The sequence below is a fragment of the Asaia spathodeae NBRC 105894 genome, from assembly GCF_025994195.1.
In the GTDB taxonomy this organism is placed as follows: domain Bacteria; phylum Pseudomonadota; class Alphaproteobacteria; order Acetobacterales; family Acetobacteraceae; genus Asaia; species Asaia siamensis.
On record NZ_BAPY01000026.1, the window covers coordinates 147,805 to 160,346 of the forward strand.

The 12,542-nt window shown below is 61.2% G+C and carries 12 protein-coding genes; 2 read left to right on the forward strand and 10 right to left on the reverse strand.

The window, feature by feature from the left end; translation table 11 throughout:
- Positions 1-96 precede the first annotated feature (96 nt).
- The 3 genes from AA105894_RS10035 to AA105894_RS10045 form a co-directional block, all read right to left on the reverse strand.
- Entirely contained in the window at positions 97-387 is a 291-nt protein-coding gene (locus AA105894_RS10035) for a hypothetical protein (protein WP_267311593.1), read from the reverse strand.
- 309 nt (positions 388-696) lie between these two features.
- Positions 697-2,520: a translational GTPase TypA gene (gene typA, locus AA105894_RS10040; protein WP_188425518.1), complete on the reverse strand. Its 1,824-nt coding sequence runs from the start codon at positions 2,518-2,520 to the stop codon at positions 697-699.
- A 326-nt stretch (positions 2,521-2,846) separates the two neighbouring features.
- On the reverse strand, positions 2,847-3,824 hold the full coding sequence (locus AA105894_RS10045; protein WP_267311594.1) for an adenosine kinase: 978 nt from the start codon (positions 3,822-3,824) through the stop codon (positions 2,847-2,849).
- A gap of 475 nt (positions 3,825-4,299) precedes the next feature.
- Between AA105894_RS10045 and AA105894_RS10050 the strand changes: the two genes are divergently transcribed.
- Positions 4,300-4,815: a bactofilin family protein gene (locus AA105894_RS10050; protein ID WP_267311595.1), complete on the forward strand. Its 516-nt coding sequence runs from the start codon at positions 4,300-4,302 to the stop codon at positions 4,813-4,815.
- 82 nt (positions 4,816-4,897) lie between these two features.
- Here AA105894_RS10050 and AA105894_RS10055 read toward each other — a convergent pair whose 3' ends face one another.
- Together AA105894_RS10055 and rnd are read right to left on the reverse strand one after the other, a co-directional pair.
- On the reverse strand, positions 4,898-5,563 hold the full coding sequence (locus AA105894_RS10055; RefSeq protein WP_267311596.1) for a GcrA family cell cycle regulator: 666 nt from the start codon (positions 5,561-5,563) through the stop codon (positions 4,898-4,900).
- 203 nt (positions 5,564-5,766) lie between these two features.
- The gene (rnd, locus tag AA105894_RS10060) at positions 5,767-6,954 is read right to left on the reverse strand and encodes a ribonuclease D (RefSeq protein ID WP_267311597.1); all 1,188 of its coding nucleotides are present in this window, start codon (positions 6,952-6,954) and stop codon (positions 5,767-5,769) included.
- Between the two features lie 29 nt (positions 6,955-6,983).
- Between rnd and queF the strand changes: the two genes are divergently transcribed.
- Entirely contained in the window at positions 6,984-7,454 is a 471-nt protein-coding gene (gene queF / locus AA105894_RS10065; RefSeq protein WP_188425513.1) for a preQ(1) synthase, read from the forward strand.
- A 113-nt stretch (positions 7,455-7,567) separates the two neighbouring features.
- On the opposite strand, the gene atpC is transcribed toward queF, so the two are convergent.
- From atpC to atpH, 5 genes are read right to left on the reverse strand one after another with little or no spacing between them, the layout of a single operon-like run.
- Positions 7,568-7,987 carry an ATP synthase F1 subunit epsilon gene (gene atpC, locus AA105894_RS10070; protein WP_267311598.1) on the reverse strand — a complete coding sequence of 140 codons (420 nt, stop codon included), beginning with the start codon at positions 7,985-7,987 and terminating at the stop codon, positions 7,568-7,570.
- 4 nt (positions 7,988-7,991) lie between these two features.
- On the reverse strand, positions 7,992-9,446 hold the full coding sequence (gene atpD / locus AA105894_RS10075; protein WP_188425511.1) for a F0F1 ATP synthase subunit beta: 1,455 nt from the start codon (positions 9,444-9,446) through the stop codon (positions 7,992-7,994).
- A 26-nt stretch (positions 9,447-9,472) separates the two neighbouring features.
- A complete protein-coding gene (locus tag AA105894_RS10080; protein WP_188425510.1) occupies positions 9,473-10,348 on the reverse strand; it encodes a F0F1 ATP synthase subunit gamma in 876 nt (291 codons plus the stop codon).
- Between the two features lie 9 nt (positions 10,349-10,357).
- Entirely contained in the window at positions 10,358-11,893 is a 1,536-nt protein-coding gene (gene atpA / locus AA105894_RS10085) for a F0F1 ATP synthase subunit alpha (protein ID WP_188425509.1), read from the reverse strand.
- On the reverse strand, positions 11,893-12,480 hold the full coding sequence (atpH, locus tag AA105894_RS10090; RefSeq protein ID WP_229719545.1) for an ATP synthase F1 subunit delta: 588 nt from the start codon (positions 12,478-12,480) through the stop codon (positions 11,893-11,895). Before atpH ends, atpA begins: the two co-directional genes overlap by 1 nt.
- Positions 12,481-12,542: the final 62 nt, after the last annotated feature.

The following is a 12,542-nucleotide window of genomic DNA, read 5'->3' on the forward strand; positions in this document are numbered from 1 at the left end:
GTGGGCCATCGCCTCATACCTCTCGGGACATGGCGCATCGGGCATAAAAAAAGGGGCCGAAAACGGCCCCTTTTCCGTAACCAGTCTCAGGACTGATCAGTTGCCGGAAGCGTCCTTCTCGGCGGCAGCTTCTGCACCCTTCTTGTGGTGCTTGTGCTTGTGCTTGCCCTTATGCTTGTGCTTGGCAGCCTTGTCGTCGGTCGATGCCGCCGGAGCAGCTTCAGACGTCGGAGCCGGAGCGGTGGCTTCCGGAGCTGCAGGAGCGGCCGGCGCAGCAGCGGCAGGAGCCTGCCCAGCCGGAGCGGCGTCCTGAGCGAAAGCAGGAACGCTCAGCGTCATGGCAAGAGCGGCAACACCGGTGAGAAGGCGACGATTGAAAACGAGCATGAAACAAGCTCCAGAAAACGAATTCACATAATCACAGGCGTCAGTCAGTCCGAAGAAAAGGGCCGTCTGAACTCATGACCTCGTGGACGCTAACAGTATTTTCTCAAATCGTCTCGAAAGAAATTAGATAAAATGAATGTAATCGCACGGTAAAGGCGCATATTCGCCTTAATCGCGACACGATCATAAAAAAGGCCACCGCTGCCGGTGACCCTTTTTGAAGGCTGATTCGTTTGTGAACCGGCCTTGTCGTCCTGTCAGAATGCCGCCTGACCGATTGGTGCCAACCGGTCAGGATACATGTCCTTATCAGACGTCAGACTTGACCTTGGACATACGCTTGCGCTCGTTCGGATCGAGGTAGCGCTTGCGGATACGCACCGCAGTCGGCGTCACTTCGACCAGCTCGTCGTCTTCGATATAGGCAATGGCCTGCTCAAGGCTCATCTTGCGCGGCGGGGTCAGAAGCAGCGCGTCGTCCTTGCCGGCGGCGCGGATGTTCGTCAGCTTCTTTTCACGCACGGCGTTCACATCGAGATCGTTCTCACGCGAATGCTCGCCGAGAATCATGCCCGTGTAGATCTTCTCGCCAGCATCGACGAAAAGCGTACCGCGATCCTGCAGCGAGAACAGGGCATACTGCGTGGTCGCACCGTCTTCTGCCGAGATCAGCGAGCCGTTGCGACGGCCTTCGATCGTGCCTGCATAGGGCTTATAGCCCGCGAAGAGACGGTTCATGATGCCTGTGCCGCGCGTGTCGGTCAGGAACTCGCCGTGATAGCCGATCAGGCCGCGCGACGGGATGAGGAAGGTCAGACGAACCTTGTCACCACCCGACGGACGCATGTCCTGCATCACGCCCTTACGCATCGACATCTTTTCGACAACCACGCCCGAATAGGGCTCGTCGACGTCGACCAGAACCTCTTCGTACGGCTCTTCACGCTCGCCAGTCTCTTCGTTGTTACGGAAGAGAACGCGCGGACGACCGATGGTCAGCTCGAAGCCTTCGCGACGCATGGTCTCGATAAGCACGCCAAGCTGAAGTTCACCACGGCCGGCAACCTCAAAGGCTTCGCTTTCGGCGCTCTCGGTCACCTTGATGGCAACGTTGCCTTCGGTTTCCTTGAACAGACGGTCACGGATCTGGCGCGACGTCACCTTCTTGCCTTCACGACCGCCCAGAGGGCCGTCATTGATGCGGAAGGTCATGGTCAGGGTCGGCGGATCGACCGGGGTGGAGGGCAGCGGCGCATCGAGAGCCGGGTCTGCAATCGTGTCGGGAATGGTTGCGTCGGACAGACCGGCCACAGCCACGATATCACCGGCTTCGGCTTCATCCACCGGCACACGGTCCAGACCGCGGAACGACAGCAGTTTGGTCAGACGACCCGTTTCCACGATCGTACCATCGGGGCGCAGCACGCGCACCGGCATGTTCACGCGGGCGCGGCCCTGCTCGATACGACCCGTCAGGATGCGGCCCAGGAAGTTGTCACTCTCGAGAATGGTCGAAACCATGCCGAAAGGGGCTTCCTTGTCGAGGCCCGGCGTCGGCACGTGGCGCAGCACCAGGTCGAACAGCGGGGACAGATCCTTGCGGGGGCCGTTCATTTCCAGATCGGCCCAGCCCTGACGGCCCGAAGCGTACAGCATCGGGAAGTCGAGCTGATGCTCGTCGGCGCCCAAAGCTGCGAACAGGTCGAAGATTTCCTCATGAACTTCATCGGGACGGGCATCGCCACGGTCGATCTTGTTCACGACCACGATCGGACGCAGGCCACGGGCCAGCGCCTTGCCGAGCACGAACTTGGTCTGCGGCAGAGCGCCTTCAGCCGAGTCGACCAGGATGATCGCGCCGTCCACCATGCTCAGGATACGCTCGACCTCACCACCGAAATCGGCGTGGCCTGGCGTATCGATGATGTTGATACGCGTCTCGTTCCAGACGACCGAGGTGCACTTCGCAAGAATGGTGATGCCACGCTCGCGCTCGAGGTCGTTGCTGTCCATCGCGCGCTCAGCAACATGCTGGTTTTCGCGGAACGAGCCGGATTGCTTGAGAAGCTGGTCAACAAGGGTGGTCTTGCCATGATCGACGTGCGCGATAATGGCGATGTTACGGATTTCCATGAAGCGGTCCTGATCGGGCTTGCAGGGTCACGCCCTGCCGGATCGCTCCCTGGGAACGACACAAAGCCGGGACTGACAGAATGGCCGTGTTCTGCACAATTTCCCGTCAGAGTGCAATGAAAGGTTCCGAAAAGACGGGTTTTTCAGGCATCACATGGTAAAATCGTGCCTGCTCGAGGGGCTGGACTTCCAGCGGGCAAGGTATACGGGGCGCTGCCCCGCGCCCCGGAAAGGAGCAAGCTCCTTTCATCCCCGCTTGATTTCAAAAGGGTTTCCAAAGGGCGACTGCCCTTTGGCGGGGGATGGGGCAGAGCCCCATGAAGACCTCACGCCTTGAGCGCGAAATCCTCTGCAGGGCGGGCGCCCATGCGGGTGATGATAGCCCCGGCCGACTGGTTGCCGAGCCTGGCGCAGGCCTCAAGGCTGTGCCCCTTAGCAAGACCGGCAAGGAAACCGGCAGCAAAGGCATCGCCAGCCCCCGTGGTATCGACCACCTTGACCGGTTCGGTCGGCACGACGAGCCTTTGACCTTCGGAGAGAATAACAGCGCCCTTCTCGGCGCGGGTAAGCACGACGAGGGAGGCATCGGCGCCTGCCTGGGCCGAGGCGGAATCGAAATCATTGGTGCCGTAGAGGGCGCAGATCTCGGCTTCATTGGCGAAAAGAATATCGATATGGCCAGCCACGAGAGCGCGAAAAGCATCGTGGTGACGGGCAACGCAGAACGTATCCGACAGGGTGAGCGCGACGCGGCGCCCTGCCTTGTGAGCAGTCTCGGCGGCAAGGATGAAGGCGGCCTGGGCGCGATCCTTGTCGAAGAGATAGCCTTCCATATAGGTCACGGCAGCGCTGGAGACAGCTTGCTGATCGACATCTTCAGGCCCGAACTCGGTGCAGATGCCGAGATAGGTATGCATGGTGCGCTGCCCGTCAGGGGTGACCAGAATGATGCAGCGCGCCGTCGGGCGGTCTGCACCCTCGACCGGAACAGAAGGATAAAGCAGGTTTTGCGCGGTCAGGTCTCTGGCATAGCCAAGGCCGGCTTCGTCGGCGGCAACCTTGCCAAGATAGCCCACGCGGACGCCAAGACTGGCGGCAACAACGGCGGTATTGGCAGCGGAGCCACCACCCATAACCTGCTCAGGCGTGATCTTCGCTTCGATTTCTGCAGCCTGGGCGGCATCGATCAGGGTCATGCTGCCCAGGGGCGAACCGAGCGCGGTCAGCGTCTCCTGGGAAACCGGGGCCAGAATATCGACAATGGCATTGCCGATGCAGAGCAGATCAAGAGCAGGCGCAGTCATGAAGTCTCCAGAAGAGATGAATTAAAGCGGAAGAACCCTTATTCACGCCATGAAATCAACATGATCAATCGCGATCGTAACGCTGCGTGAACGACAGGTTCGGCATTCTTCGCCAAAGGCCATGACACAAGACTCGGTCAGGGTCAAAAACCGCGAAAACCTGCCGTTTATCGGCTTGTCGCTTGCGCATCTTAACGTGTAAGCCGGGTAAGGGCGTGAGGTGCTGTTTTGCTGGCATCTCGCCTGTCCCAAGCCGCCAGCGGCACCCGAACCGCCACCTCTTTGAACGCGCAGCGGGGTTCTCTTGTTCAAACGACGCAAACCAGAAGATACAGCTCCTCAATCTTCAGGTGCTTCGGCCAGTATTGGTCAAAAAGCGACTGCTCCCGGCTCGGGCAGCGCTTCGCTCTTTCCTGAGCGTCCGGCCCCAGCAGCCGACGCTTCACCAGCCTCTCAAATCAAGGATTCTGCCGCGATGGGTCGTTCGCCGTTCCCCACCCCTCCCTCTCCCGCCACGCCTGCGGCACCGGCAGCTCCGGCACGCCCCGCAGCAGCAGCTGCGGCGGCCCCCGGTGGCCGTCGTGAAACCTCTGATCGCCGTACGCTCGTCGTGGGACGCGGCATCTCGGTTCAGGGCTCGATTCAGGACGCAGAGCGTCTCGTGGTCGAAGGGACGGTTGAAGCCTCCCTGCTTCAGGCTGCCGAGCTTTCCGTTGCACCGGGCGGTGTTTTCCGCGGCGAGATCGAAGTGGAAGATGCCGATCTGGCCGGCACGATCGACGGCACGCTGACCGTGCGCGGCAATCTGACCGTGCGCGCTACCGGCAAGCTGATCGGCAAGACGCGTTGCCGCCGCCTGCAGGTCGAAGATGGTGGCCAGATCACGGGTCATCTCGAAATGATCACGGGTGACATGCCGCCGCGCCCCGCTTCGCTCGAAACGTCGGCTCCGGCTGTCGAGAAGTCGGAAGAAACGACCCCTTCCGTCTGAGCCCGCAAGGGACCAGATGCAAAAAAGCCCGGTCCTTGATGACCGGGCTTTTTTTATAGGACGAAGCCTGAAGCTGGAAGGATCAGCCGACGCTCTCGCGACGATCGCGCAGCTTCACATAGGCAATTGCGCAATGCTCGGCGCAGTAAGGCTTGCCGGGAACGGGCTTGGCACCGCAGAAATGGAAGCCGGGCGTGCCGGGATCACCGTTCGGCCAGCAGCAGGCCGGACCGCGGCGCGGTGAGGTTTCTGTCGTCAACGGGCGCAGAAGCGGGCGAAGCATCAGGTCTGGCGACATGGTTTTGGCCTCGGCGGGTTTGCGGGTCGGGCTGGGCTTGCTGGCAGCAGGCGCAGCGTTATCAGGCACTGCAGAACTGGCGCTTGCGGCGGGTTTTTCAACCGGTTCCGGTCTGGAAACAGGCGGCGCGACCGGCTCGGCAGCGACAGGCGCTGCGGGTGCAGCTGCGACTGACGGTTTCACCTCGCTGACGGGCGCGGTCTGCGGCGCAGCCGGAGCTACCGTTACCGTCTCGTCGGCGACAGGCGCGGCCGCAGCTTCAGTTGCAGCGTCCTTGCGTGGCTTGGCCGTCGCACGGATCGGCGATGGGCGCGGTGGCAGACCCAGGCGATGGGCCTTGCCGACAACGGCATTTTTCGTGATCGACAATTGCCTGCCAATCTCGGCAGTGGATAGTCCTTCCTGCCAGAGCGTCTGAAGACGGGAGATTATTTCGTCAGTCCATTCCATCGCCCGTGCTCCTCATTCAGTCCTGTGACGTAAAACTAGGGTGTCGCTACGACTTGCTCAATCCGTAAAGCGGATTTTTCTATGATGAGACTGGCGGATAAACACGGAGCTCTTGCTCAAGTCAATCTGAACCCGCACGAATTACCAAAGAATGAGGGGCGAGCCGCTGTCATGATGCAGAAGGCATCGCCACTTATGCCCATTCACGCCGCGCTGGGGGACCTGACGAGCCGAACACTGCGCCCCTCGACCACGAGATGGATCTCTCCCTTGAGCAAAGCAAGCGCGTCTTCGCCAAAAACGGCGCGACGCCATCCCTGCAGGACGGGGCTGTCGGTCTCGCCCAGAGCGAGGCTGTCCAGATCATCACTCGTCGCGACCAGCTTGGGCGCCACGCGATTGGCCTCACAGCTTGCGGCCAGCACCACCTTGAGCAGCGCCACGAGCGCAGCAGATGGCTTGGCCCCATCCGACTTGCGCGGCGGGCGGGGCAGGTCTTTTTCCGGCAGATCAATGCCGGTCTGTATGGCAGCGAGCAGCCCCGGTGCGGCCTTGCCTTCAGCAAAACCACGCGAGACACCACGCACACGCGACAGCGCCTCGGAATCCTGAGGACGAACAGCAGCGATTTCCAGCAGGCTCTCGTCGCGGATCAGACGCTGACGCGGAATATTCAGCGCCTGCGCCTCGGTCTCGCGCCAGGCGGCAACCTCACGCAGCACGGCCAGCATGCGCCGGTTATTGGTACGCGCCTTGAGGCGCTCCCACTGGCGGCGCGGATCGGGACGGAAGGTTGCCGGATCATTCAGCACAGCAAGCTCGGCGTCGGCCCAACGCAGGCGGTTCTGCTTCTCAAGCTCGTCATGCAGGGTCAGATAGACATTGCGCAAATGGGTGACGTCTGCCGCTGCATAGGCGATCTGCGCCTTCGACAGGGGGCGGGCTGCCCAGTCGCTGAAACGATGCGTCTTGTCGATGCTTGCGCCGGTAATGGCATTGACCAGCGTGTCATAGCCGACCTGATCGCCATAGCCACCGACCATGGCGGCCACCTGCGTGTCAAAAATGGAGCGGGGCAGCGCATCGAAGAGATGCAGGAAGATCTCGAGATCCTGACGGGCTGCGTGGAAGACCTTCACGCAGCTTTCTGTCGCCAGCAGATCGGCAAGAGGTGCGAGGTCCAGCCCGGGCGCCAGCGTATCGATAACGGCCACATCGGACACACCACCCAGCTGCACCACACAAAGCTCAGGCCAGTATGTATGTTCGCGCACGAACTCCGTATCGATCGTAACGAACGGCTCCTGCTTGAGTCGGGCGCAAAGTTGCGCCAAATCTTCTGTAGAAGACACGATGACTGGGGCTGGGAAACCGGCTTGAGACACTTGCATTTCCCTTCCATACATCAGGGCAGACCATCATGACCACATCAGAGAACGATCTGGCGGCGCTTAGCCAGCTCGGCCGTCAGACAACCCAGCCGGATAGCCCGGAAACCGCAACGCTTGAACGCGTACCGAGCCCGCATAAAGGCCGCGATTACGTCGTGCGCTTCACGGCACCGGAGTTCACCTCGCTCTGCCCCGTCACGGGCCAGCCCGATTTTGCACATATCGTGATCGATTATATTCCAGACGAATGGATCGTCGAAAGCAAGTCACTGAAGCTCTATCTGACCAGCTTCCGCAATCATGGCGCTTTCCACGAAGACTGCTCGGTCAGTATCGCCGTGAAACTGGTCGAGATCCTGAATCCGAAATGGCTGCGTATCGGCGCCTACTGGTATCCGCGCGGTGGTATTCCCATCGACGTTTTCTGGCAGACGGGTGAAGCACCGAAGGGTGTCTGGATTCCGGCTCAGGACGTGCCCGGCTATCGCGGTCGCGGCTAGCTCACGCAACCATCGCCCCCAGGACGGGGGCGGAATGGAAGCGATCGTAAAAAATCGCTTTCCGGTATGAAAAAGGCCGGTGCCCTGAGAGGGAACCGGCCTTTTGCAAGAACTCAGTGAAGCGGGTGGGTCGCTTCGGCAGCCTCGATGGCCGCTCTGGTCGCCTGAATCTTGCGAGACAGACGATCCTGATCGGCGATGTCGTCAGCGGCCACATTCGTCAGCTGGGTTTCCAGCATTTCGAGGCGGCTCTCTGCTTCGCTCAGAACGATATCCTCGATCGGAAGCGCCTCATCCGCAAGGATGGTGCAGCGATCGGCCGTGATATCGGCGAAACCACCGGAGACGAAGAAACGCTCGGTAACGACGCCATTCTCATAGAGTCTGACGACGCCACCGCGCAGCAGCAGCATGATCGGCGCGTGATCCGGCATGGCCGCGATATCGCCTTCCTCGCCCGGGATGACAGCCATGTCTACTTCCTTCTGGAAGAGCAGCTTCTCCGGGCTGATGATTTCGACCTGAACCGGCATGGGCTTACGCCGACTCCTTCATCTTCTCGGCCTTGGCGATCGCTTCGTCGATCGGGCCGACCATGTAGAAAGCGCCTTCCGGCAGGTGGTCGTATTCACCGGCCACAATCGCCTTGAAGCTGCGCACGGTGTCGTCAAGCGCAACGAGCTTGCCCGGCGAACCCGTGAAGACTTCAGCCACATGGAACGGCTGCGACAGGAAGCGCTGGATGCGACGTGCGCGTGCCACGACCTGCTTGTCCTCTTCCGAAAGCTCGTCCATGCCCAGGATCGCGATGATGTCCTGCAGGCCCTTATAGGTCTGAAGGATACGCTGCACGTCACGGGCCACCTGATAGTGCTCTTCACCGACGATCTTCGGGTCGAGAGAACGCGAGGTGGAGTCGAGCGGATCGACAGCCGGGTAGATACCCATTTCAGCGATCGAGCGGTTCAGCACGGTCGTGGCGTCAAGATGGGCGAAGGTCGCGGCAGGAGCCGGATCGGTCAGATCGTCGGCAGGCACGTAAACGGCCTGAACCGAGGTGATCGAGCCCTTCTTGGTCGAGGTGATGCGCTCCTGCAGGGCGCCCATCTCGGTGGCCAGCGTCGGCTGATAGCCAACGGCCGAAGGAATACGACCCAGCAGAGCCGAAACTTCCGAACCGGCCTGGGTGAAGCGGAAGATGTTGTCCACGAAGAACAGCACGTCCTGGCCTTCCTCATCGCGGAAATATTCTGCGAGAGACAGGGCAGACAGGGCGACGCGGGCGCGGGCACCCGGCGGCTCGTTCATCTGGCCATAGACCAGCGCCACCTTGGAGCCAGCCGTCGAGCCGTCTTCACCGATCTTGATCACGCCGGCATCCTGCATTTCGAAATACAGGTCGTTGCCTTCACGCGTACGCTCGCCGACACCGGCAAAAACGGACACGCCGCCATGGGCCTTGGCGATGTTATTGATCAGTTCCTGAATGATAACGGTCTTGCCGACGCCGGCGCCACCGAACAGACCGATCTTGCCACCCTTGAGGTAAGGGCAGAGCAGATCGACAACCTTGATGCCGGTCACGAGAATTTCGGACGCAGCAGCCTGGTCTTCGAAGGACGGCGCCTTGCGGTGAATCGGATAATGCTTGTCGGATACAACCGGGCCGCGCTCATCGACGGGCTCGCCAATGACGTTCAGGATGCGGCCAAGCGTGGCCGGACCAACCGGAACGGTGATCTGCGCGCCAGTATCCTTGACGGCACTGCCACGGACCAGACCATCGGTGCTGTCCATGGCGATGCAGCGCACTTCGCGCTCACCGATTTCCTGTGCCACTTCGAGCACAAGGGTCTGGTCGCCAATCTGGACGTGCAGCGCATTGAGGATATGCGGCAGCGTGCCTTCGAACTGGACATCGACCACGGGACCGCGGACCTGCGTCACGCGACCCACGACGTTGCTGCTGGCAGACGACAGAGTTTCGGACATCGTATTTCGGCTCCTGCGTAAAAGTCTCAGACGGCTTCAGCGCCGGAGATGATCTCGATAAGTTCTTTGGTGATGTTGCTCTGTCGGGTGCGGTTGTAGCGCTGCGACAATTCGTCGATCGCCTTGCCTGCGTTCCGTGTCGCGTTATCCATGGCGGTCATGCGCGCGCCCTGCTCGCCAGCTGCACTTTCGAGAAGCGCTGCGTAGAACTGCACCTGGATGTTACGCGGCAGAAGCTGAGCGAGCAGCTCGGCTTCATTGGGCTCAAATTCGTATTGAGCGCTATATTCTGTCTGGTTGTCATTCTCGGGCACCGTCAGGGGCACCAGGGCCTCTTCTGTCGGTGTCTGCGTCATGGCGTTCACGAAGCGGTTGAACACAACCGTCACGCGATCGACCTGACCCGAGGTCAGCAATTCCGTCACACGCTCGCCAAGCTCGGCAGCAGCCTGAAACTGCACCTCGCGGCCGCCCGTGCCCGTGATACGGTCAACAAGCTTGGTGGGGAAGATGCGCGCCATGGCATCGCCGCCCTTGCGGCCGACGGGCAGGATGCGCACCGTTTCGCCCTGTGCCTCGAGACGCGCCACGATCTGACGCGTTGCGCGCACCAGATTGGCGTTGAAGCCACCGGCAAGACCGAAATCGCTGGTCAGAAGAACGACGAGATGGGTCGAGCCCTTGCCGCCTTCGAGCAGGATCGGCAACTCGCCCTGACCGGCTGTTGCAACAGCCAGCTCGGCCAGCATGCGACGCATGGCAGCAGCATAGGGACGCGAGGCCTCGGCATGCTTCTGAAAACGGCGCAGCTTTGACGCTGCAACCATTTTCATGGCGCTCGTGATCTTGCGCTGTGATTTCACGCCCGCGATCCGGGCGCGCAGTTCCTTCAGCGAGGGCATGATCCGTCCTTAGGCTTCGAAGCGCTTGTTGAACGCCGTGAGCAGCTCGGTCAGCTTGGCTTCGACTTCCGGCTTGATCTGGCGATCATTGCGGATGGCGTCGAGAATGTCCTTGCCTGGGCCACGCATCTCGGCAAGCAGAGCGGCTTCGTAGCGCACGACCTGATCGACCTTCACCACGTCGACAAAGCCACGTGTGCCGGCAAACAGCACCACAACCTGCTCTTCAACCGGGAGCGGCGAGGTCTGCGGCTGCTTGAGCAGCTCGGTCAGACGGGCGCCGCGTTCCAGCTGCTTGCGGGTTGCGGGGTCGAGATCGGAAGCGAACTGAGCGAACGCAGCCATTTCACGATACTGGGCCAGGTCCAGCTTGATCTTGCCGGCAACCTGCTTCATCGCCTTGATCTGGGCTGCGGAACCGACGCGCGACACCGAACCACCGACGTTCACGGCAGGGCGGATGCCCTTGTAGAACAGATCGGTCTCAAGGAAGATCTGACCGTCGGTGATCGAGATCACGTTGGTCGGGATGTAGGCGGCAACGTCACCTGCCTGCGTTTCGATGACCGGCAGAGCCGTCAGCGAACCACCGCCGAACTCGTCGGACATCTTGGCAGCGCGCTCAAGCAGACGCGAATGCAGATAGAACACGTCACCCGGGAAAGCCTCACGGCCCGGCGGACGACGGAGCAGCAGCGACATCTGGCGATAGGCCACGGCCTGCTTCGACAGATCGTCATAGCAGATCAGGGCATGCATGCCGTTATCGCGGAAGAACTCACCCATCGAGCAGGCCGAGTACGGAGCAAGATACTGCATCGGTGCCGGGTCGGAAGCCGTCGCGGCGACAACGATGGAGTATTCCATCGAGCCTTCTTCCGTCAGCGTGCGAACGAGGTTGGCAACGGTCGAACGCTTCTGGCCGATGGCAACATAGATGCAGTAGAGCTTCTGCTTCTCGTCACCCGTGGCGTTGACGGGCTTCTGGGCAACGATGGTGTCGATCAGAATGGCGGTCTTGCCGGTCTGACGGTCACCGATCACGAGCTCACGCTGGCCACGACCGATCGGCACCAGGGCGTCAATGGCCTTGATACCGGTCTGCATCGGCTCGCAAACGGACTGGCGCGGCATGATGCCGGGCGCCTTGACCTCTGCGCGCTTCATGACGACGTCGGTCAGCGGCCCCTTGCCGTCGATCGGGTTGCCGAGCGCGTCAACAACGCGGCCCAGAAGCCCCTTGCCGACCGGCACTTCGACCACAGCGCCCGTACGGGTGACGGTGTCACCTTCGCGGATGCCATCACCATCGCCGAACACGACAACGCCGACGCTGTCTTCTTCAAGGTTCAGCACCATGCCACGGTCGCCCGTGGTCTGGAAATCGACCATTTCGCCGGACATGGCGTTGGACAGGCCATAGACGCGCGCAATGCCGTCACCGATCGACAGGACCGTGCCCGTCTCGGAGACCTGCGCATCGTCATTGAAGGACGCGATCTGCTGCTTGAGGATGTCCGAAATCTCTGCGGGACGGATATCCATCACGCGGCTCCCTTCATGGCATTCTGGATGCGGGTCAGACGCCCGCGAATGGAGGTATCAAATAGCTTGGCGCCGATCTGCACGACAAGGCCACCGATCAGCTCGGGCTCGACGCGTTCGATCATGGACACACGGGCATAGCCCGCTTCTGCCAGGCGAGTCTGCAAGGCGCTGCGCTGTGCCGCACTGAGCGGCTGTGCGCTGCGCACTTCGGCCACGGTCTCACCACGACGCTTGGCGTCAAGAGCGATAACCGCACCGAGAATATCATCGAGGCGTGCGGCGCGACGGTTGCGCGCGATGACGCCAATGAAACGCTGAAGCGTTTCGCTGAAACCCTGGGCCTTCAGCACGGCGCCGAGTCCCTGGCCAGCCTGACGGGAATCAAGACTCTGGTCGGTGAGGAAGTCGCGCAGAGGCGCGCTTTCCACAATCAGCTTGCGCAGCGCACGCACCTGATCGAGCACCTCAGGGAGTACCGACTTCTCTTCGGCATACTCGTAGAGCGCCAGGGCGTAGCGATGGGCCACGCCTCCTGGCGAGTCCAAGCTGACCTGCGGTGCTTCGGCTGTTTCGACCACTGTCACGTCTGGCGTTCCCACCCCAATTACACAAACATCCTGACGACCAACGGGGGAGCCGTGCAGGG